The sequence below is a fragment of the Rhodopseudomonas palustris genome (genome assembly GCF_007005445.1).
Lineage (GTDB): Bacteria > Pseudomonadota > Alphaproteobacteria > Rhizobiales > Xanthobacteraceae > Rhodopseudomonas > Rhodopseudomonas palustris_G.
The window spans coordinates 1,262,365-1,279,290 of record NZ_CP041387.1 but is presented as its reverse complement, the minus strand read 5'-3'; the positions used below and the strand labels follow the sequence as shown (position 1 = coordinate 1,279,290).

Here is a 16,926-nt window from a genome sequence, read left to right as displayed (position 1 = left end):
GATCGGGCGGTGTTTGACTCGAACTAGCCATCCTAAGCCTCTTGTGTCGGCGCCTTGATGCGGAACCACGCGATGTACAGCGCAGGCAGGAACAACAGGGTGAGCACCGTGCCGACGATGATGCCGCCCATCATCGCGTAGGCCATCGGCCCCCAGAACACTTCACGCGCGATCGGGATCAGCGCCAGACTCGCCGCCGCCGCGGTCAGCATGATCGGCCGCATCCGGTGCTCGGTGGCCTCCACCACCGCATCCCAAGGTGGACGTCCCTCGCTGCGCAATTGTTCGATCTGCACGATCAGGATCACCGAATTTCTGATCAGGATGCCGATCAGCGCCAGCACGCCGAGGATCGCGACGAAGCCGAGCGGTGCGCGGCTCGGCAGCAGCGCCGCGACCACGCCGATCAACGCCAGCGGCGCCACGGCGAACACCAGGAACAGCCGCTGGAAACTCTGCAACTGGATCATCAGCACGGTCGCCATCACGAACAGCATGATCGGCACCACCGCAACGATCGGCGCCTGCGACTTGCCGCTCTCTTCGACCGCGCCGCCGACGGCGACCGAATAGCCGACCGGCAGCTTGGCACTGAACTCGGCGACCGATTGCTTGAGCTGTTCGACCACGGTCGCCGGCTGCACCTCGTCGACGACGCTGGCCTTGACCGTCACGGTCGGCAGCCGCGCGCGGCGCCAGATCGTCGGCTGCTCCAGCTCGTAACGGAAGGTCGCCACCGCTGCGAGCGGCACGGTTTGCCCGCTCCCCCCCGCCAACTGCAGGTTCCGCAGCGTCTCGATCGAGCCGCGCTCGGCGTCGTTGGCGCGGCCCAGCACGTTGACGAGATAGATGTCGTCGCGCACCTGGGTGATGGTGGCACCGTCGAGAATGCCGTTCAGCGTCGAGGCGATGTCTTCGGAGGTGACGCCGAGCTGCCGTGCCTTGTCTTGCAGCACGTCGACCTTGATCACACGTGCCGGCTCCATCCAGTCGAACACCACCTCGCCGAGATGCGGATTGGTGGCGACCACGCCGGCGAGTTGCTGCGCGAAGCCGCGAACCTTGGCGATGTCGGGTCCGCTGACGCGATACTGCACCGGCCGTCCCACCGGCGGGCCGATGTCGAGCAGCTTCACCAGCGCATCGGTGCCCGGGAAGGTCGTGCGCAAGTAAGCCTGCAGCTCGGACCGCAGCCGGTCACGATCGGCGAGGCTCTTGGTGACGATCACCATCTGGCCGAACGTGGCGTTCGACGGCTCCACATCGAACGACAGCACGAAGCGCGGAGCACCCTGGCCCACATAGGTCGACCAATGGTCGATCCCAGCCGGGCCCGCCAGCGCCTCGCGCTCGAACCGCGCCATCTGCGCATTGGTCTCCGCGATCGAGCTGTTCTGCGGCAGATTCCAGTCGACGATCAGTTCCTTGCGATCCGAATTCGGGAAGAATTGTTGCTGCACGAATCCCATGCCGACCAGCGACAGCGCGAACGCCGCCAGTGTCAGCCCGATCGTCAGCCAGCGGTGCCGCATGCAGAAGCCGAGCATCCGGCTGAACATAGCCGCGAACCGCCCCTTGGTTTCGTGATGGTGCTTCATCTTGTCGGGCAGGATGGTGACGCCGAGCAGCGGCGTGAACAGCACCGCGACGATCCACGAGGTCAGCAGCGACACCGCGATCACCACGAACAGCGTGAAAGTGAATTCGCCCGCCGCGCTGTTGTTGAGACCGATCGGAATGAATCCCGCCACAGTGACCAGCGTGCCGGTCAGCATCGGAAACGCCGTCGAGGTGTAGACGTGGGTCGCCGCTTTGGAGAGCGAGTCGCCGACCTCCAGCCGCGCCACCATCATCTCGACCGCGATCATCGCGTCGTCGACCAAGAGGCCGAGCGCGATGATCAGCGCGCCCAGCGAAATCCGCTGCAGCGAGATCCCCGAATAGGACATCACCATGAAGGTGATCGCCAGCACCAGCGGGATCGAGATCGCGACGACGAGACCTGCGCGCATGCCGAGGCTGATGAAGCTGATCACCAGCACGATCGCCACCGCCTCGAACAGCGCCCGGGTAAAGCCCGACACCGCCTCGTCGACGATTTGCGGCTGATCGGAAACCAGATGCACTTCGGCGCCGACCGGCAGATCCGCGGAGATCCGCTTCATCTCCTCCTTCAGCGCCTCGCCGAACTGCAGCAGGTTGGCGCCCGCCTTCATGCCGATCGTCAGCGCGATCGCGGGCTCGCCGTTGAAGCGAAACAGCGAGGTCGGCGGATCGACATAGCCGCGCCGGATGGTGGCGACGTCGGTCAGCGGGAAAAACCGGTCGTTGACCCGCAGATTGATCGCCTTGAGGCTCTCTTCCGAAGTGAACTGACCGCTGACGCGGACGCTGATCCGCTCCGGCCCGGCCTGCAGCACGCCCGACGGCGCGATCGCGTTCTGCGCCTGCAGAGAGCTGACGATGGTGCGCTGGTCGAGGCCGAGCGCAGCTACCTTGCGCGGGGAGAATTCGAGGAAGATCACTTCGTCCTGGGCGCCGACGATGTCGACACGGCCGACATTCGGCACCTGAAGCACCTTGGCGCGGACTTCCTCGACCTTGTCGCGGAGCTGGCGCTGGGTAAGGCCGTCGCTGGTGAACGCGTAGATGTTACCGAACACGTCGCCGAAGCGATCGTTGAAGGCGGGACCGACCACGCCTTGCGGGAAGTCGCCCTTGATGTCGTTGATCATGTTGCGCACGCGGACCCAGGTGGGCTGCACGTCGCGCGCCTTGGTGGTGTCGCGCAGGTTGACGAACACCGTGGTCTCACCGGGCGTGGTGATGCTCTTGGTGTAGTCGAGCGACTCCAGCTCCTCGAGCTTCTTCTCGATCCGGTCGGTGACCTGCCGGGTCGTCTCCTCGGCCGAAGCGCCGGGCCACTTCGCCTGGATCACCATGGTCTTGATGGTGAACGCCGGGTCTTCCTCGCGGCCGAGATCGAGATACGAAAACAGTCCGGCCGCCATGAAGGCGATCATGAAGTACCAGACCAGCGAACGGTGCTGCAGCGCCCAGTCGGAGAGATTGAACGACTTCACGGCGTGACTTCCCGCTCGAACCGGACCATTTGGCCTTCCTGCAGATGATGGACGCCGGCGGTGACGATCCGCATGCCGGCTTCGAGCCCATCGGTGACCTGAGCCGTGCCGTTGTCGCCCGGCGTCACCTGCACCGCGCGCTTGCTGACCGATCCCTTGGCAGGGTCGATCACCCACACGCTGGCTTGATCGCCCTGGCGCAGGATCGCCGTCGCCGGCAGGCGGAAGCCGCGGCTCGGCTTGCCCGGGATCAGCGTGGTGATCGTGGTGCCGAGCCGGAACGTCTCGGGTGGATTTTCCAGCGTGATACGAACCCGCCGTGCGCGCGTAACCTGATCGGCCTGCGGCGCGATCTCGCGCACCTTGCCATCGACGCGGACCCGCGGATCGAGCTGCAGCGCCACCGTCAGCGGCGTGCCGATCTTGAGCATCCCGACGAGATCGTCGGCGACATCGATCACCGCCTCGCGAACATCAGGACGGGCGACGGTCGCGACCATCTGGCCGGGATTGACCACCTGGCCGACCTGCGCACCGACCGCGGTAACGACGCCGGCATATTGCGCCTCGACCTTGGTGTAGCTCAGTTGCTCGCGCGCTTTCGTCAGCGCCGACTGCGCCCGCACCACCGCGGCCTGGGCCGCGGCGTCGCTTTGTTCGGCGGAATCCAGCGTCGCCTTGGTGGTGGCGCCGGTCTCGATCAGGGTGCGCTGCCGGTTGGCGGTGCCGCTGGCATTGACGAGCTGCGCCTGCGCGGTGGCGAGATCGGCCTGCGCCGAACGCACCGCCAGTTCGGCGGCGAACGGATCGACAGCCGCCAGCGTCTGCCCCTTCTCGACGGTGTCGCCGATATTGACCGGACGGGCGATCAAGCGACCGAGCATCCGAAACCCGTAGTCGGTCCTGAACTGCGGCTCGACGGTTCCGACCACCGACAAGTTGGTTGCCTGCAGCGGGGCGACCACCGTCGACAGCACCGGCCGAACCGCGGCTTGCGGCTGCGCCTTGTCCTCGCAACCGGCGACCAGCAGCGCCGCTGCGATCATCGCAACAATCCGCGGAGCGTTCATGCGGCGCCTCCGACGTCGACGACGATCTGGCCGGGGCGCAGCAGCTTGCCGCCGTCGACCACGACGCGGTCGCCGATCGCAAGGCCGCGACCGACCACGATCGAGTTGGTCTCGTAGCTTTCGATCGTGACGCTCTTGAGCGAAACCGCATGGGTTTGCGGATCGACCACCCAAACCGCGGCGCCGCTCTGGTCGGCAGTCAGCGCGCTCCACGGCAGCACGATCTTGTCGACCGCCCGGCTGTAGCCTTCGCCGACCACGACGCTTCCCAGCGTCATCTCGGGCGGCGGATTCTCGATCGACAGTTTCACCCGCACCGATCCCGTCTTCGGATCGACGGTGGGAGAGATCTCGCGCGGCTTCGCCATCGCGGTAATCGCAGGGTTCGAGACCAGCGACAGCTTGATGGTGTCGCTGCCGACCGGAATCAGGAAGATCGCCTCGTAGACGTCGAACACCGCGTCGCGGGCGCCGTCTTCCGCCAGCGTGTAGGCCGACTGCGCCGATTGCGCGACCTGGCCGACCTCGACGTTGCGTGCGGTGATGATACCAGCGGCGCTGGCGCGCAGCTCGGTGTAGCCGAGCGCGTCCTTGGCGATGCCGAGCTGCGCCTTGGCAGTGTCCAGCGAGCCCTCGGCGGCGCGCAGCCCCTCCTGCGCCTGATCGAACGCGACGCGGGTGGTGAAGCCGGACGCCATCAGCGTCTTCTGGCGTTCGTAGGTCGCGGTGGCGAGACGAAGCTGGGCTTCGGCGGCGGTCAGCGCAGCCTGGGCGCCGACCAGATCGGCCCGCTGCTCGGTGGGATCGAGCCGCGCCAGCACGTCGCCGGCCTTCACGTGCGCCCCGACATCGACCAGACGTTCGATCACCCGGCCACTGACCCGGAACGACAATTCGGTCGAAACCCTGGCCTGGACGTCGCCCGTCAACCGGATCACCGTGCTGCGCGGCTGGGCGTGAACCAGCTCGGTTTTCACCAGCGTCACCAGGCGTTCCGGCCGGGCCTCCTCGCCGCAACCCGCCAGAGCGGCGGCGACCAACAGCAGCACCACGGTTCTGAGCCGAAGCATCAAAAATTCGCCCATTCGATCAAGCGCATCGCAGTGCAATATTATTGACTGACTAGAAAGTCAATAGTAAAACTACGTGATCGGAGTCCGCCCATGCCGCCTGCCGTGACCAAACGCGCCCGCCGCAAAGCCGAGCGCCCCTCGGAAATCCTCGACGCCGCGTTCGAGGAATTCGTCATGCACGGCTATGCGGCGACCCGTCTGGAAGACGTCGCGGCCCGCGCCGGCGTCACCAAGGGCACGATCTACTTTTACTTCGACACCAAGGAACGGGTGTTCGAAGAGATGGTTCGGCACAAATCGCAATCGTTTCTGCCCGGCCTGAAGGACTACGCGCTCACCCTCCCCGGCTCGGCCACCGAACGGCTGCGCGGCTTGATCGCCTTCACCTATGGCCACATTGCGGAGAACCGCGAGTCACGCGAAATTCTGCGCTTCCTGATCGCCGAAGGCGGCCGCTTTCCCGATCTGGTCGACCGTCACTACGAGGAATTCGTCGCGCCGATCATCGATCAGTTCAGGGAAGTCATCGACCAGGGCGTCGCCGCCGGCGAATTCCGCAATGCCCCCGCCACAGGCTTCACCGAGATCGTGATGAGTCCCGCGGTGCTGCTCAGCCTGTGGTCGCTGCTGTTCGGCACCCGTAAGGAAGTCGATTTCGCCGCTTTCACCGAAGCCAGCGTCGATCTGCTGCTGCGCGGTCTCGCGAAGAATTGACGCATCACGCGCGACGCGCGTGTGCTGATCAATAAAGGCCATGCGCCAGCGAAGGCTTTTCTGAAACGGCAGGCGCACTATCTACAGCCTTCACATCGTCAGGGCTGTCTCCATGAAGAAGATCGGTTTTCTTTCGTTCGGCCATTGGTCGCCGCAGTCACGCACGCGTTCGGCCGCCGATGCGCTGCTGGAGACCATCGATCTGGCGCAAGCCGCCGAACAGCTCGGCGCCGATGGCGCTTACGTTCGCGTGCATCATTTCGCCCGGCAACTCGCCTCACCCTTCCCGCTGCTCGCCGCGATCGGCGCCAGAACCAAACGCATCGAGATCGGCACCGCCGTGATCGACATGCGCTATGAGAATCCGCTGTACATGGCCGAGGACGCCGGCGCCGCCGATCTGATCGCCGGCGGCCGGCTGCAGCTCGGCATCAGCCGCGGCTCGCCCGAGCAGGTGATCGATGGCTGGCGCTATTTCGGCTATCAGCCGGCCGAGGGCGAAAGCGACGCCGACATGGGCCGCCGCCACGCCGAAGTGCTGCTCGACCTCTTGCGCGGCCAGGGCTTCGCGCAGCCCAACCCGCGGCCGATGTTTCCCAATCCGCCGGGTCTATTGCGGCTCGAGCCGTATTCGGAAGGTTTGCGCGACCGCATCTGGTGGGGCGCCGGCTCCAACGCCACCGCAGTGTGGGCGGCCAAGCTCGGCATGAATTTGCAGAGCTCGACGCTGAAGAACGACGAGACCGGCGAGCCGTTTCACGTTCAGCAGGCGGCGCAGATCCGCACCTATCGTGAAGCCTGGAAAGAAGCCGGTCACACCCGCACGCCGCGCGTCTCGGTCAGCCGCAGCATCTTCCCGCTGGTCGACGATCGCGACCGCGCCTATTTCGGCCGCGAAGGCCAGCAGCAGGATCAGATCGGCTATCTCGACGAACAGACCCGCGCGATCTTCGGCCGGTCTTATGCGGCCGAGCCGGAGGCGTTGATCGAACAGCTCAAGGCCGACGAAGCGCTCGCCGAAGCCGACACCCTGTTGCTGACGATCCCCAATCAGCTCGGCGTCGATTACAACGCCCATGTGATCGAGGCCATCCTCACCCACATCGCGCCCGCGCTCGGCTGGCGCTGATTCGCAAGGTGCAACCGCAACGCTGATGTGCGTGCATAACACCGGCGGAACCGCCGCGGGTGCTCGACGCGGCGCGCCCAGGTTGTTAAGCCCCCTGCTCGCGAAAGGAGACCTCGGGCCGCGCCATGACCGTTGCGATCGAAATGGGGCAAACCAATTCAGGCGCAACCGCGGCTCTCGATCTCGAGGAACTGCTGGCGACGCGACTGTTGGTGCAGGGCAATTCCGGCTCGGGCAAGTCGCATCTGCTGCGCCGCCTCCTTGAGCAGAGCGCGCCCTGGGTACAACAGGCGATCATCGATCCCGAAGGCGACTTCGTCACGCTCGCCGAGCGATTCGGCCATCTCGTCATCAACGCCGAAGACCACACTGAGCGCGGCCTGCAGGTTGCCGGCGAGCGCGCCCGCATTCACCGCGTCTCGGCGGTGCTCAATCTCGAGGGCCTGGACGCCGAGAACCAGATGCGCCGCGCCGCGGCGTTTCTCGACGGCATGTTCAACACCGCGCGCGACCATTGGTACCCGATGTTGGTGGTGGTCGACGAAGCACAGCTATTCGCGCCCGCCGTCGCCGGCGAAGTCTCTGACGAAGCGCGCAAGCTATCGCTCGGCGCGATGACCAATTTGATGTGCCGCGGCCGCAAGCGCGGCCTCGCCGGCGTGATCGCCACCCAGCGGCTGGCCAAGCTCGCCAAGAACGTCGCGGCGGAAGCCTCGAACTTCCTGATGGGCCGCACCTTCCTCGATATCGACATGGCGCGCGCCGCCGATCTGCTCGGCATGGAGCGGCGCCAGGCCGAAGCGTTCCGCGATCTCGAGCGCGGCCAGTTCATGGCGCTCGGCCCCGCGCTGTCGCGGCGCCCTCTCGGCCTGCGGATCGGTCCGACCGAAACCCATCCGCGCAACTCGACGCCGCGCCTGATGCCGCTGCCGGAAGCAGGCCTGGAAGACGCGCGCGCCGTGATCCTCGCCGCGCCGCCGCCGGAGACGACAGCGACCCGGCCGCAGCGCCGCGCGCCGGCTCCAGACCTGCTCAGCCAGTTGATGGCGGCCAAGTCGGTCGCGATCGACCCCACGCCGGAGCCAGAGGCGCCCGCACTCAGCGACGAACAGATCGCCGAACGCCGCGACCGGCTCGACCGCATCCTGCGCGCGATCCTGGCCGAGCCCGATGCCGGCTTCCGCGCCATCGGCGTGCTGTATCAGGAATTCGTGGTGCGCTGCCGGATCGAAGGCCTCGCCACCGCGATCCCGGACATGACCGAATTTCGCCGGATGCTGACCCACGCCCGCGCCGGCCTCACCACCGAGATGGCCGCCGACGATGCCTGGCAGGACGTGACACTGCGCGCCTCCACGTTGCCCGACGATATGCAGGGCGTGTTCATGATCATCGCGCGCGCCGCCAAGGAAGGCTGGCCCTGCCCCGGCGACGCCGCGATCGCGCGAGCCTACGGCACCCACTCGCTGCGCCGCGCCCGGCGCCTGCTGACCTACATCGAAGAACAGGGCCTGATCGTCTGCCAGTTCGACGGTGCCGGCCGCCGCACCGTGACGCTGGTCGAGCTCGCCTGGGCGACCGCCCCCGGTGATCCGAACGCAGACGAAGATCTGGCCGCAGACGAAGAGCGTCGCGCCGCCTCGGCGTGAGCCCCGTCGCCTCACCAGGCCAGAAAACGGTTCAAGTCGGCGCGCCGATTTGCGATACGAGAGGCAATCGCAGTTTGTCGATGCCAGGAGGATCGCCATGAAGACACGGGCCGCCGTCGCGTTCGAGGCCAAGAAGCCGCTCGAAATCGTCGAGCTGGATCTCGAAGGGCCGAAGGCCGGCGAGGTGCTGGTCGAGATCAAGGCCACCGGCATCTGCCACACCGACGCCTACACGCTCGACGGCTTCGATAGCGAGGGCATCTTCCCCTCGATCCTCGGCCATGAAGGTGCGGGCATCGTCCGCGAAGTCGGCGCCGGCGTCACCTCGGTGAAGCCGGGCGATCACGTCATCCCGCTGTACACGCCGGAATGCCGGCAGTGCAAAAGCTGCCTGAGCCAGAAGACCAACCTCTGCACCGCGATCCGCGCCACCCAGGGCAAGGGCCTGATGCCGGACGGCACCTCGCGGTTCAGCTACAAGGGCCAGACCATCTATCACTACATGGGCTGCTCGACGTTCTCGAACTTCACCGTGCTGCCGGAGATCGCCGTCGCCAAGATCCGTGACGACGCGCCGTTCGACAAGAGCTGCTACATCGGCTGCGGCGTCACCACCGGCGTCGGCGCGGTGGTCAACACCGCCAAGGTCACGCCCGGCTCCAACGTCGTGGTGTTCGGCCTCGGCGGCATCGGCCTCAACGTGATTCAGGGCGCCAGGATGGTCGGGGCCGATAGAATCGTCGGCGTCGACATCAACGATGACAAGGAAGAATGGGGCCGCCGCTTCGGCATGACCCATTTCGTCAACCCGAAGAAAATCGACGGCGACATCGTGCAGCATCTCGTCGGGCTCACCGACGGCGGCGCGGACTACACGTTCGACTGCACCGGCAACACCCAAGTGATGCGCCAGGCGCTCGAAGCCTGCCATCGTGGCTGGGGCGTCTCGGTGGTGATCGGCGTCGCCGAAGCCGGCAAGGAAATCTCGACCCGCCCGTTCCAGCTCGTCACCGGCCGGGTCTGGAAGGGCAGCGCCTTCGGCGGCGCCCGCGGCCGCACCGACGTGCCGAAGATCGTCGACTGGTACATGAACGGCAAGATCGAGATCGACCCGATGATCACCCACATGCTGAAGCTCGAGGAGATCAACAAGGGGTTTGATCTGATGCACGAAGGCAAGTCGATCCGTTCTGTGGTGGTGTACTAAACGCGCCCCGTCATTCCGGGGCACGCGCAGCGCGAACCCGGAATCCAGAGGTTCAGGTCACGGCGAGGCTCCGGGTTCGCTCACTGCGTGAGCGCCCCGGAATGACGAAAGATAGGCTGCGCTATTCGCCCTCGGCCGTGCCACCTGCGAAGTTGCGATACAGGAAGCGGTCGCTGCCGGACGCGGCCTCCGCTTCTGCCGTCTTGAAGATGCGGTCGTGCAGCGGCGACAGCGCGCAGGCGGGGTCGGTCGCGGCGGCGTCGCCGGCGAGCGCGAAGGCCTGACAGCGGCAACCGCCGAAGTCGATCTCCTTGAAGGCGCAGCTCGCACACGGCTGCTGCATCCACCCGGTGCCGCGATAGCGGTTGAACGCCTCGGCGGCGCGCCAGATCTCGGCGATCGGGGCGCCGTCCCGCACCGACGGAAACGCCAGCCCGGTGATGGTTTCGGCGGCGTGGCACGGCAGCACCTTGCCGCTCGGCGAGATGTTGAAGAACTGCCGGCCCCAGCCGCCCATGCATTTCTTCGGCCGTGCCGCGTAGTAGTCCGGGATGACGTAGTCGATCGCAAGCTGGCCCTTCAGCCGCTCACGCGCCGCCTCGACAGTCGCAGTGCAATCCTCGATCTGCGCGATCGTCGGCATCAGCGCGGCGCGGTTCTTCAGCGCCCAGCCGTAATACTGCACATTGGCGACTTCGAGCCGGTCGGCGTCGAGCGCGACCGCCATCTCGATGATGTCGGGCAGCAGGTGCAGGTTCTGCCGGTGCATCACCGCATTGACGGTCAGCGGCAGATCGAGCTCGCGGGTCCAGCGCGCGACGTCGAGTTTCTTGGCGTGTCCGCCGGCAAAGCCGCCGACGCGGTCGGCGATCTCTGCCTCGCTGCCCTGAAAGCTGATCTGCACATGCGCAAGTCCGGCATCGGCCAGCGCCGCCAGCCGCTCGCAGCTCAGCAGCACCGCGGAGGTGATCAGATTGGTGTAGAGCCCGACCTCGGTGGCGTGCCGCACCAACTCGACCAGATCCTTGCGGGCGGTCGGCTCGCCGCCGGAGAAATGCACCTGGAGCACGCCGATGCTCGCAAGCTCGCTGAGCACCCGCTTCCACTCGTCGGTCGACAGCTCCGCGCCGCCCCGCTCCAGCTCCAGCGGATTGGAGCAATACGGGCATTGCAGCGGGCAGCGATGCGTCAGCTCCAGTAGCACCGCGAGCGGAATCCCGAAGGTCTCGGCGACACTGCCGGGCTTCTCCAGCACGGCGATGCCGTCGGACCCTGTACCGCTAGCAGCAGTCTCGGTCACGGCGCGGTCTCCCGCGCCTCGGTGAGAAAGCCTTTGTCGGCGAGATCCTGCAGCATCGCCACCACGTCGCGGCCGATCTCGGCGCGGCCCGCGGTGTACTTCGCCGCCAGCGCATCGATGATCGCCGCCACATCGCGCGCGCCGTCGCAGAGCTGGAGGATTTCGACCGCGATCTCGTCCGGCGCCAGCACCCGCTCCGGCGCCAGGATCACCCAGCGCTGCCTTGTGTCGTCGAACTTCAGCCGGGCGTGGCGCGGCAGCACCGGACGGCTGGCTTCGCTGACGCTAATGCGGCGCGGCGCCATCGGCTCAAGACCCTTGCGGCACGAAGGCGCCGGGCGGGATGTGGCCATCGACATAAGCGTGATGCAGCGCATCGAGTTGCGCCCACAGCACGTTGGTCTTGAAGATCAGCGCGTTGCACACCGCCTCGCGCTCGGCCGGGGTGGTGGCGTGCTGCTTGACGTAGCGGAGTGCAAAGTCGGCGTCGCGCGGCGCCTGCTCCAGCCGGCGCTTGAAGTAGCTCATGATCTCTGGATTGACGAAGTCGTAATGCGCCAGCATCCCGGCGATCCGCTCCTCGTGCAGGTTGGGCGCGAACAATTCGGTGAGCGACGATGCGATCGCTTCCAGTGGCGTGCGGTCGCGGACGAAGTGCACATAGGCGTCCACCGCAAACCGCGTCGCCGGCAGAATACCTTGGGTCGACTCGACGTAAGCGCTGTCGAGGCCAAGCCCTTCGGTCAGCTTCAGCCAGCGCTCGATACCACCTTCGCTACCAAGATCGCCGTCGTGATCCTCGATCCGGTGCCGCCACTCGACGCGGGTGGCCCGATCGCGAAACCGCGAGATCACCACCGCGTCCTTGATCGGGATCGAGCTCTGATAATAGTAGCGGTTCAGCGCCCAGGCCTGCACCTGGCCTTTGTTGAGCTTGCCGCCATGCAGCAGGCGATGAAACGGATGCAGATTGTGATAGCGCGCGGCACCGATCTGGCGTAGCGCCGCTTCGAGCTCATCGGCATTGGCGAGCGGCGCGGCGCCGTTCAGCGAAAACGCGGTCATCGCATTCACAGCGTCACCTCCGTGCCGTCCGCCGGGATCTGCCAGCCGGCCGTTTCGAGCTGCCGGCGCTCGGTCGAGTGGGCCAGAAGCGCCGGGTTGGAATTGTTGACGTGAACGAACAGCTTCTCGGCGATGCCGAGCTCCGACAGCGCGGCGATCGCGCCGTGGTCACCTGCCATCGCGATATGTCCCATCGCCTGTCCGGTTTTGGTGCCGAGGCCGGCGGCGATCAGTTCGTCGTCGCGCCACACCGTGCCATCGAACAGCACCAGCGGCGCGCCGGCGAGCCGTGCTTTGAGCTCGTCGGTGACGCGCGCGCACGCGGTCAGCACATGGATCGTCTGGTCGCTCGCGGTGTCGATGATGCTCAGCCCGAGCGTGTCGCCCTCACCGTCCGCGCCGCCGGGATGGGTCTGTCCTTCGAGATACCACGCGCCCTTGCCGGGCACCGCAAAGGCGCTCACCTCCAGGCCGGACGGCACACCGTCCGGCAGACGTAGCGCGATTGGCTGGTCGATCGCGATCGGCTGCCGCGCCACCAGCTTTTCATTCAGTACGTTGAAGATACTGTTGGCCTTCAGGATCGCCAACACCTTGGCATGGGCGTAGATCGTGAACGGCGAGCCTTCGCGCATCGACAGCAGGCCGGCGACGGCATCGACCTCGCCATTGGTCAGGATCACGCCGGCGATCGGGCTGTGCCGCAACGCGCCTGCGCGCGGATGCAGTTGCGGTGTCGCGATGATCTGCTGGCGCAGGTCGGGGGACGCGTTGATCAGGAACCAGTGTTCGCCATCACTGCTGACCGCCACCGACGCTTGGGTGCGGCGAAGTTCGGCATCGGCGAAGGCCGCACGACAGCCCGGGCAACCGCAATTCCACTGCGGCACCCCGCCGCCGGCTGCGGCGCCGAGAACGATCACCCGCAGCATCGACCGCCTTCCACTGAGGTCACCAACGACGACGCACAAATGCTAACACTCGCGACCGACAGAGACTGCCAGCCGCGCCGTGTGCCGTCGTACAACGAACCTGCGATTCGATTACTTGCGCGCCGCGCAGGCGTACATGTTGATTTCCATGCCGACCGCGATTTCGACGATTTCCGGTTTCTTCCAGGCCATGAAGTCCTCCCGAGTTGCTGGTCTGATGCCGCAATGGCACGAGGATAGGTCTGCTTCATAACCCGCGCAAGCAAACCTCGTTGCGCGGCGCAGCGATCAATCCACGGCGACAAAGCGCCACGTGGGCAGCCCGCAGCCTCACCTTTGGTATGCCACAGATGCCGCAGGCGTCTGTCCGGTTCAGGAAGTCTACGCCACGGCGCCTTGACGTCCTGGTATCTGGCATGCCAATCTTGCGCCAATGCCTCTCACAACGGACGCGCCGGAAGATCCATGACCGCACGCACCCGCCCCGCGCCGCGCGAGTCGTCAGCCGAACCCGAGCTCGGCATCGTGCGGCTGGCGCCGGAGACCAGCTTCAAGACCAAGGCCTACGGGGCGCTGAAGCAGGCGATCCTGAAGATGGACATCTACACCACGCCCGAGCCGGTGATGCTCGACGAGCGCGCGCTGTCGGACAAGCTCGGCGTCAGCCGCACGCCGATCCGCGAAGCGATCGCGATGCTCGAACAGGAAGGGCTGGTCAAGGCGGTGCCGCGGCGGGGCATCGTCGTGGTGCGCCGGACCAAGGCGGAGATCGTCGACATGATCCGCGCCTGGGCGGCGCTGGAGAGCATGGCGGCGCGGCTGATTACCATCGTGGCGCGCAAGCGCGACATCGCGGCGCTGCGCGACGTGTTCAAGGAGTTCGGCCCCGACCGGCTGCCGCAGGATCACATCGACGAGTATTCGCGCGCCAACATCGTGTTCCACCAGACGCTGATTTCGCTGAGCGAGTCGCCGGTGCTGGTCGACATGACGGGCGACATCCTGATCCACGTCCGCGGCTATCGCCAGCTCACCATCGGCCGCAAGGAGCGCATCGCCGCCTCCCTGCCCGAGCATCTGGCGATGATCGAAGCGCTGGAAGCACGCGACACCGAACTCGCCGAGAAGCTGGCGCGCGATCACACGCTGCGGCTGGCCGCCTACGTCGAGACTCACGGCCAGGAGCTGTTCGCCTGACGCGGCGACGACCGGCTGATGCGAAATAACAAGGACGTCCGCCACGGATCGCCGCGGCGGATGCACTGACGGGAGAAGAGCCGCTTCGGCGCGCACGAGACAACAGGAGCACGACCATGACCAAGGCGCTCGACGGCGTTCGCGTTCTCGACTTCACCCACGTGCAGTCCGGCCCGACCTGCACGCAGCTACTCGCATGGTTCGGCGCCGACGTGATCAAGGTCGAGCGCCCCGGCTCCGGCGACATCACCCGTGGTCAGCTCCAGGACATCCCGAAAGTGGACAGCCTGTATTTCACCATGCTGAACCACAACAAGCGGTCGATCACGCTCGACACCAAGAACCCGAAGGGCAAGGAGGTGCTGACCGCGCTGATCCGCGCCTGCGACGTGCTGGTGGAGAATTTCGGCCCCGGTGTGCTCGACCGGATGGGTTTCACCTGGGAGAAGATCCAGGAGATCAACCCGCGGATGATCGTGGCCTCGATCAAGGGCTTCGGTCCGGGACCGTATGAAGACTGCAAGGTGTACGAGAACGTCGCGCAATGCACCGGCGGCGCCGCCTCGACCACCGGATTCCGCGACGGCGTGCCGCTGGTCACCGGCGCGCAGATCGGCGACAGCGGCACCGGCCTGCATCTTGCGCTCGGTATCGTCACCGCGCTGTATCAGCGCCACCACACCGGCCGCGGCCAGCGCGTCACCGCGGCGATGCAGGACGGCGTGCTGAATCTGTGCCGCGTCAAGCTGCGCGATCAGCAGCGCCTCGCCCACGGCCCGCTGAAGGAATACAGCCAGTTTGGAGAAGGCATCGAATTCGGTGAAGCGGTGCCGCGCGCCGGCAACGATTCCGGCGGCGGCCAGCCCGGCCGCATCCTCAAATGCAAGGGCTGGGAGCAGGACCCCAACGCCTACATCTACGTCATCACCCAGGCTCCGGTGTGGGAGAAGATCTGCGACGTGATCGGCGAGACCGGCTGGAAGACGCATCCGGACTACGCCACGCCGCCGGCGCGGCTGTCGCGGCTGAACGAGATCTTCGCCCGGATCGAGCAATGGACCATGACCAGGACCAAGTTCGAGGCCATGGAGATCCTCAACGCCGACGACATTCCCTGCGGCCCGATCCTGTCGATGAAGGAACTCGCCGAGGATCAGTCGCTGCGGGCCACGGGCACCATCGTCGAGGTCGATCACCCGGCCCGCGGCAAGTATCTGTCGGTCGGCAACCCGATCAAGCTGTCGGACTCCCCCACCGAGGTGAAGCGCTCGCCGCTGCTCGGCGAACATACCGACGAAATCCTGCGCGAAGTCCTCGGCTACAGTGACGCCCACCTTGCCGAGATTCACCAATCCGGCGCCACTGCTCCGCCGCAAAAGCGCGCCGCGGAGTAAGCGGCACCGCCCTCTCAGCCGGACCGCCGTCGTGCCGGTCCTTGTCGCCACCCTCGCCGGACCTTGCTGGCGTTGAGCTCGGGAATCTCCGATGAAAATCTGTATCTACGGCGCCGGCGCGATCGGCGGTTATCTCGGCGTTCAGCTCGCCCAGTCCGGTGCTGCCGATGTCAGCCTGGTGGCGCGCGGCGCGCATCTGCAGGCGATGCGGGACGACGGCCTGAAGCTGCTGATCGGCGGCGAGGAGCGCGTGGTTCGACCGAAGGCGACCGACAAGCCGGCAGAGCTCGGCGTGCAGGACTTCATCGTCATCTGCCTGAAGGCGCATTCGATCACCGGCGCGATCGATGCGATGAAGCCGCTGCTCGGCTCGCACACCCGCATCGTCACCGCGGTGAACGGCGTGCCGTATTGGTACTTTCACAAACACGGCGGCGCCGCATTCGAAGGCCGCACGCTGGAGAGCATCGATCCCGGCGGGCGGCAGTGGAACGAGCTCGGCCCCGAACGCGGCATCGGCTGCATCGTCTATCCGGCGACCGAGATCGAAGCGCCCGGCGTGATCCGCCACGTCTATGGCGACAAATTCCCGATCGGCGAGCCGTCGGGCGAGACCACTTCGGACGTCGAGAACCTGTCGAAAGTGTTCGAAGCCGCCGGGCTGAAGGCGCCGATCCTCGACCGCATCCGCGACGAGATCTGGCTGAAGCTGTGGGGCAATGTCTGCTTCAATCCGATCAGCGCCCTCACTCATGCGACGCTCGACGTCATCGCCTCCGATCCTGCGACCCGCGCGCTGGCGAAGGCGATGATGCTGGAGGCGCAAGCGATCGCCGAGACCTTCGGTGTCAAGTTCCGCGTCGACGTCGAACGCCGCATCGACGGCGCCCGCAAGGTCGGCGCGCACAAGACCTCGATGCTGCAGGACCTGGAACGCGGCCGGCCGATGGAGATCGATCCGCTCGTCACCGTGGTGCAGGAAATGGGCCGGATCACCAACATTCCGACGCCGGCGATCGACTCCGTACTCGGCCTCGTCATCCAGCGCGCCAAGGTGGCGGGGCTGTACTGACGGTTCACCGTCCCACGCCCCGTCATTCCGGGGCGCTCGCG

General features: G+C 66.2%; 15 protein-coding genes. 7 read left to right on the top strand and 8 right to left on the bottom strand.

Going from position 1 to position 16,926, the window contains the following annotated elements; all coding sequences use genetic code 11:
* Positions 1 to 32: 32 nt before the first annotated feature.
* From FLL57_RS05795 to FLL57_RS05785, 3 genes are read right to left on the bottom strand one after another with little or no spacing between them, the layout of a single operon-like run.
* Positions 33 to 3,083 (bottom strand): efflux RND transporter permease subunit, encoded by a 3,051-nt coding sequence (locus tag FLL57_RS05795; protein ID WP_142882371.1) that lies wholly within the window; start codon positions 3,081 to 3,083, stop codon positions 33 to 35.
* Positions 3,080 to 4,153 carry an efflux RND transporter periplasmic adaptor subunit gene (locus FLL57_RS05790; RefSeq protein ID WP_142882370.1) on the bottom strand — a complete coding sequence of 358 codons (1,074 nt, stop codon included), beginning with the start codon at positions 4,151 to 4,153 and terminating at the stop codon, positions 3,080 to 3,082. The genes FLL57_RS05795 and FLL57_RS05790 overlap by 4 nt, the downstream gene beginning before the upstream one ends.
* Positions 4,150 to 5,238 (bottom strand): efflux RND transporter periplasmic adaptor subunit, encoded by a 1,089-nt coding sequence (locus FLL57_RS05785; protein ID WP_142882369.1) that lies wholly within the window; start codon positions 5,236 to 5,238, stop codon positions 4,150 to 4,152. Before FLL57_RS05785 ends, FLL57_RS05790 begins: the two co-directional genes overlap by 4 nt.
* A 78-nt stretch (positions 5,239 to 5,316) precedes the next feature.
* Between FLL57_RS05785 and FLL57_RS05780 the strand changes: the two genes are divergently transcribed.
* The 4 genes from FLL57_RS05780 to FLL57_RS05765 all read left to right on the top strand — a co-directional run bounded on the left by FLL57_RS05780 (position 5,317) and on the right by FLL57_RS05765 (position 9,925).
* Entirely contained in the window at positions 5,317 to 5,940 is a 624-nt protein-coding gene (locus FLL57_RS05780) for a TetR/AcrR family transcriptional regulator (protein ID WP_013503232.1), read from the top strand.
* A 112-nt stretch (positions 5,941 to 6,052) separates the two neighbouring features.
* Positions 6,053 to 7,069: an LLM class flavin-dependent oxidoreductase gene (locus FLL57_RS05775; protein ID WP_013503233.1), complete on the top strand. Its 1,017-nt coding sequence runs from the start codon at positions 6,053 to 6,055 to the stop codon at positions 7,067 to 7,069.
* Between the two features lie 125 nt (positions 7,070 to 7,194).
* The gene (locus FLL57_RS05770) at positions 7,195 to 8,718 is read left to right on the top strand and encodes an ATP-binding protein (RefSeq protein WP_013503234.1); all 1,524 of its coding nucleotides are present in this window, start codon (positions 7,195 to 7,197) and stop codon (positions 8,716 to 8,718) included.
* 97 nt (positions 8,719 to 8,815) lie between these two features.
* Positions 8,816 to 9,925 (top strand): S-(hydroxymethyl)glutathione dehydrogenase/class III alcohol dehydrogenase, encoded by a 1,110-nt coding sequence (locus FLL57_RS05765; protein ID WP_142882368.1) that lies wholly within the window; start codon positions 8,816 to 8,818, stop codon positions 9,923 to 9,925.
* A 121-nt stretch (positions 9,926 to 10,046) separates the two neighbouring features.
* On the opposite strand, the gene pqqE is transcribed toward FLL57_RS05765, so the two are convergent.
* The 5 genes from pqqE to pqqA form a co-directional block, all read right to left on the bottom strand.
* Positions 10,047 to 11,225: a pyrroloquinoline quinone biosynthesis protein PqqE gene (pqqE, locus tag FLL57_RS05760; protein WP_142882367.1), complete on the bottom strand. Its 1,179-nt coding sequence runs from the start codon at positions 11,223 to 11,225 to the stop codon at positions 10,047 to 10,049.
* Positions 11,222 to 11,530 carry a pyrroloquinoline quinone biosynthesis peptide chaperone PqqD gene (gene pqqD, locus FLL57_RS05755; RefSeq protein ID WP_142882366.1) on the bottom strand — a complete coding sequence of 103 codons (309 nt, stop codon included), beginning with the start codon at positions 11,528 to 11,530 and terminating at the stop codon, positions 11,222 to 11,224. The genes pqqE and pqqD overlap by 4 nt, the downstream gene beginning before the upstream one ends.
* A gap of 4 nt (positions 11,531 to 11,534) precedes the next feature.
* Complete coding sequence (gene pqqC / locus FLL57_RS05750) at positions 11,535 to 12,299, bottom strand: pyrroloquinoline-quinone synthase PqqC (RefSeq protein ID WP_047307956.1); 765 nt, start codon at positions 12,297 to 12,299, stop codon at positions 11,535 to 11,537.
* Positions 12,296 to 13,222: a pyrroloquinoline quinone biosynthesis protein PqqB gene (gene pqqB, locus FLL57_RS05745; RefSeq protein WP_142882365.1), complete on the bottom strand. Its 927-nt coding sequence runs from the start codon at positions 13,220 to 13,222 to the stop codon at positions 12,296 to 12,298. Before pqqB ends, pqqC begins: the two co-directional genes overlap by 4 nt.
* A 111-nt stretch (positions 13,223 to 13,333) precedes the next feature.
* Positions 13,334 to 13,414 (bottom strand): pyrroloquinoline quinone precursor peptide PqqA, encoded by an 81-nt coding sequence (gene pqqA / locus FLL57_RS05740; protein WP_013503240.1) that lies wholly within the window; start codon positions 13,412 to 13,414, stop codon positions 13,334 to 13,336.
* 273 nt (positions 13,415 to 13,687) lie between these two features.
* Between pqqA and FLL57_RS05735 the strand changes: the two genes are divergently transcribed.
* The 3 genes from FLL57_RS05735 (at position 13,688) to FLL57_RS05725 (ending at position 16,885) form a co-directional block, all read left to right on the top strand.
* On the top strand, positions 13,688 to 14,419 hold the full coding sequence (locus FLL57_RS05735) for a GntR family transcriptional regulator (protein ID WP_047307954.1): 732 nt from the start codon (positions 13,688 to 13,690) through the stop codon (positions 14,417 to 14,419).
* 116 nt (positions 14,420 to 14,535) lie between these two features.
* Positions 14,536 to 15,813, top strand: a complete 1,278-nt coding sequence (frc, locus tag FLL57_RS05730) for a formyl-CoA transferase (protein ID WP_013503242.1) — start codon at positions 14,536 to 14,538, stop codon at positions 15,811 to 15,813.
* A gap of 91 nt (positions 15,814 to 15,904) precedes the next feature.
* Positions 15,905 to 16,885, top strand: coding sequence for a 2-dehydropantoate 2-reductase (locus tag FLL57_RS05725; protein ID WP_013503243.1), 981 nt, complete (start codon positions 15,905 to 15,907; stop codon positions 16,883 to 16,885).
* The last annotated feature ends 41 nt before the right edge of the window (positions 16,886 to 16,926 follow it).

Bases quoted from the DNA above. Each gene is read 5' to 3' on its own strand.
- FLL57_RS05790 (WP_142882370.1), bottom strand. From the start codon at position 4,153: ATGAACGCTCCGCGGATTGTTGCGATGATCGCAGCGGCGCTGCTGGTC.
- FLL57_RS05785 (WP_142882369.1), bottom strand. From the start codon at position 5,238: ATGGGCGAATTTTTGATGCTTCGGCTCAGAACCGTGGTGCTGCTGTTG.
- FLL57_RS05780 (WP_013503232.1), top strand. From the start codon at position 5,317: ATGCCGCCTGCCGTGACCAAACGCGCCCGCCGCAAAGCCGAGCGCCCC.
- FLL57_RS05775 (WP_013503233.1), top strand. From the start codon at position 6,053: ATGAAGAAGATCGGTTTTCTTTCGTTCGGCCATTGGTCGCCGCAGTCA.
- FLL57_RS05770 (WP_013503234.1), top strand. From the start codon at position 7,195: ATGACCGTTGCGATCGAAATGGGGCAAACCAATTCAGGCGCAACCGCG.
- FLL57_RS05765 (WP_142882368.1), top strand. From the start codon at position 8,816: ATGAAGACACGGGCCGCCGTCGCGTTCGAGGCCAAGAAGCCGCTCGAA.
- pqqD (WP_142882366.1), bottom strand. From the start codon at position 11,530: ATGGCGCCGCGCCGCATTAGCGTCAGCGAAGCCAGCCGTCCGGTGCTG.
- pqqB (WP_142882365.1), bottom strand. From the start codon at position 13,222: ATGCTGCGGGTGATCGTTCTCGGCGCCGCAGCCGGCGGCGGGGTGCCG.
- pqqA (WP_013503240.1), bottom strand. From the start codon at position 13,414: ATGGCCTGGAAGAAACCGGAAATCGTCGAAATCGCGGTCGGCATGGAA.
- FLL57_RS05735 (WP_047307954.1), top strand. From the start codon at position 13,688: ATGACCGCACGCACCCGCCCCGCGCCGCGCGAGTCGTCAGCCGAACCC.
- frc (WP_013503242.1), top strand. From the start codon at position 14,536: ATGACCAAGGCGCTCGACGGCGTTCGCGTTCTCGACTTCACCCACGTG.
- FLL57_RS05725 (WP_013503243.1), top strand. From the start codon at position 15,905: ATGAAAATCTGTATCTACGGCGCCGGCGCGATCGGCGGTTATCTCGGC.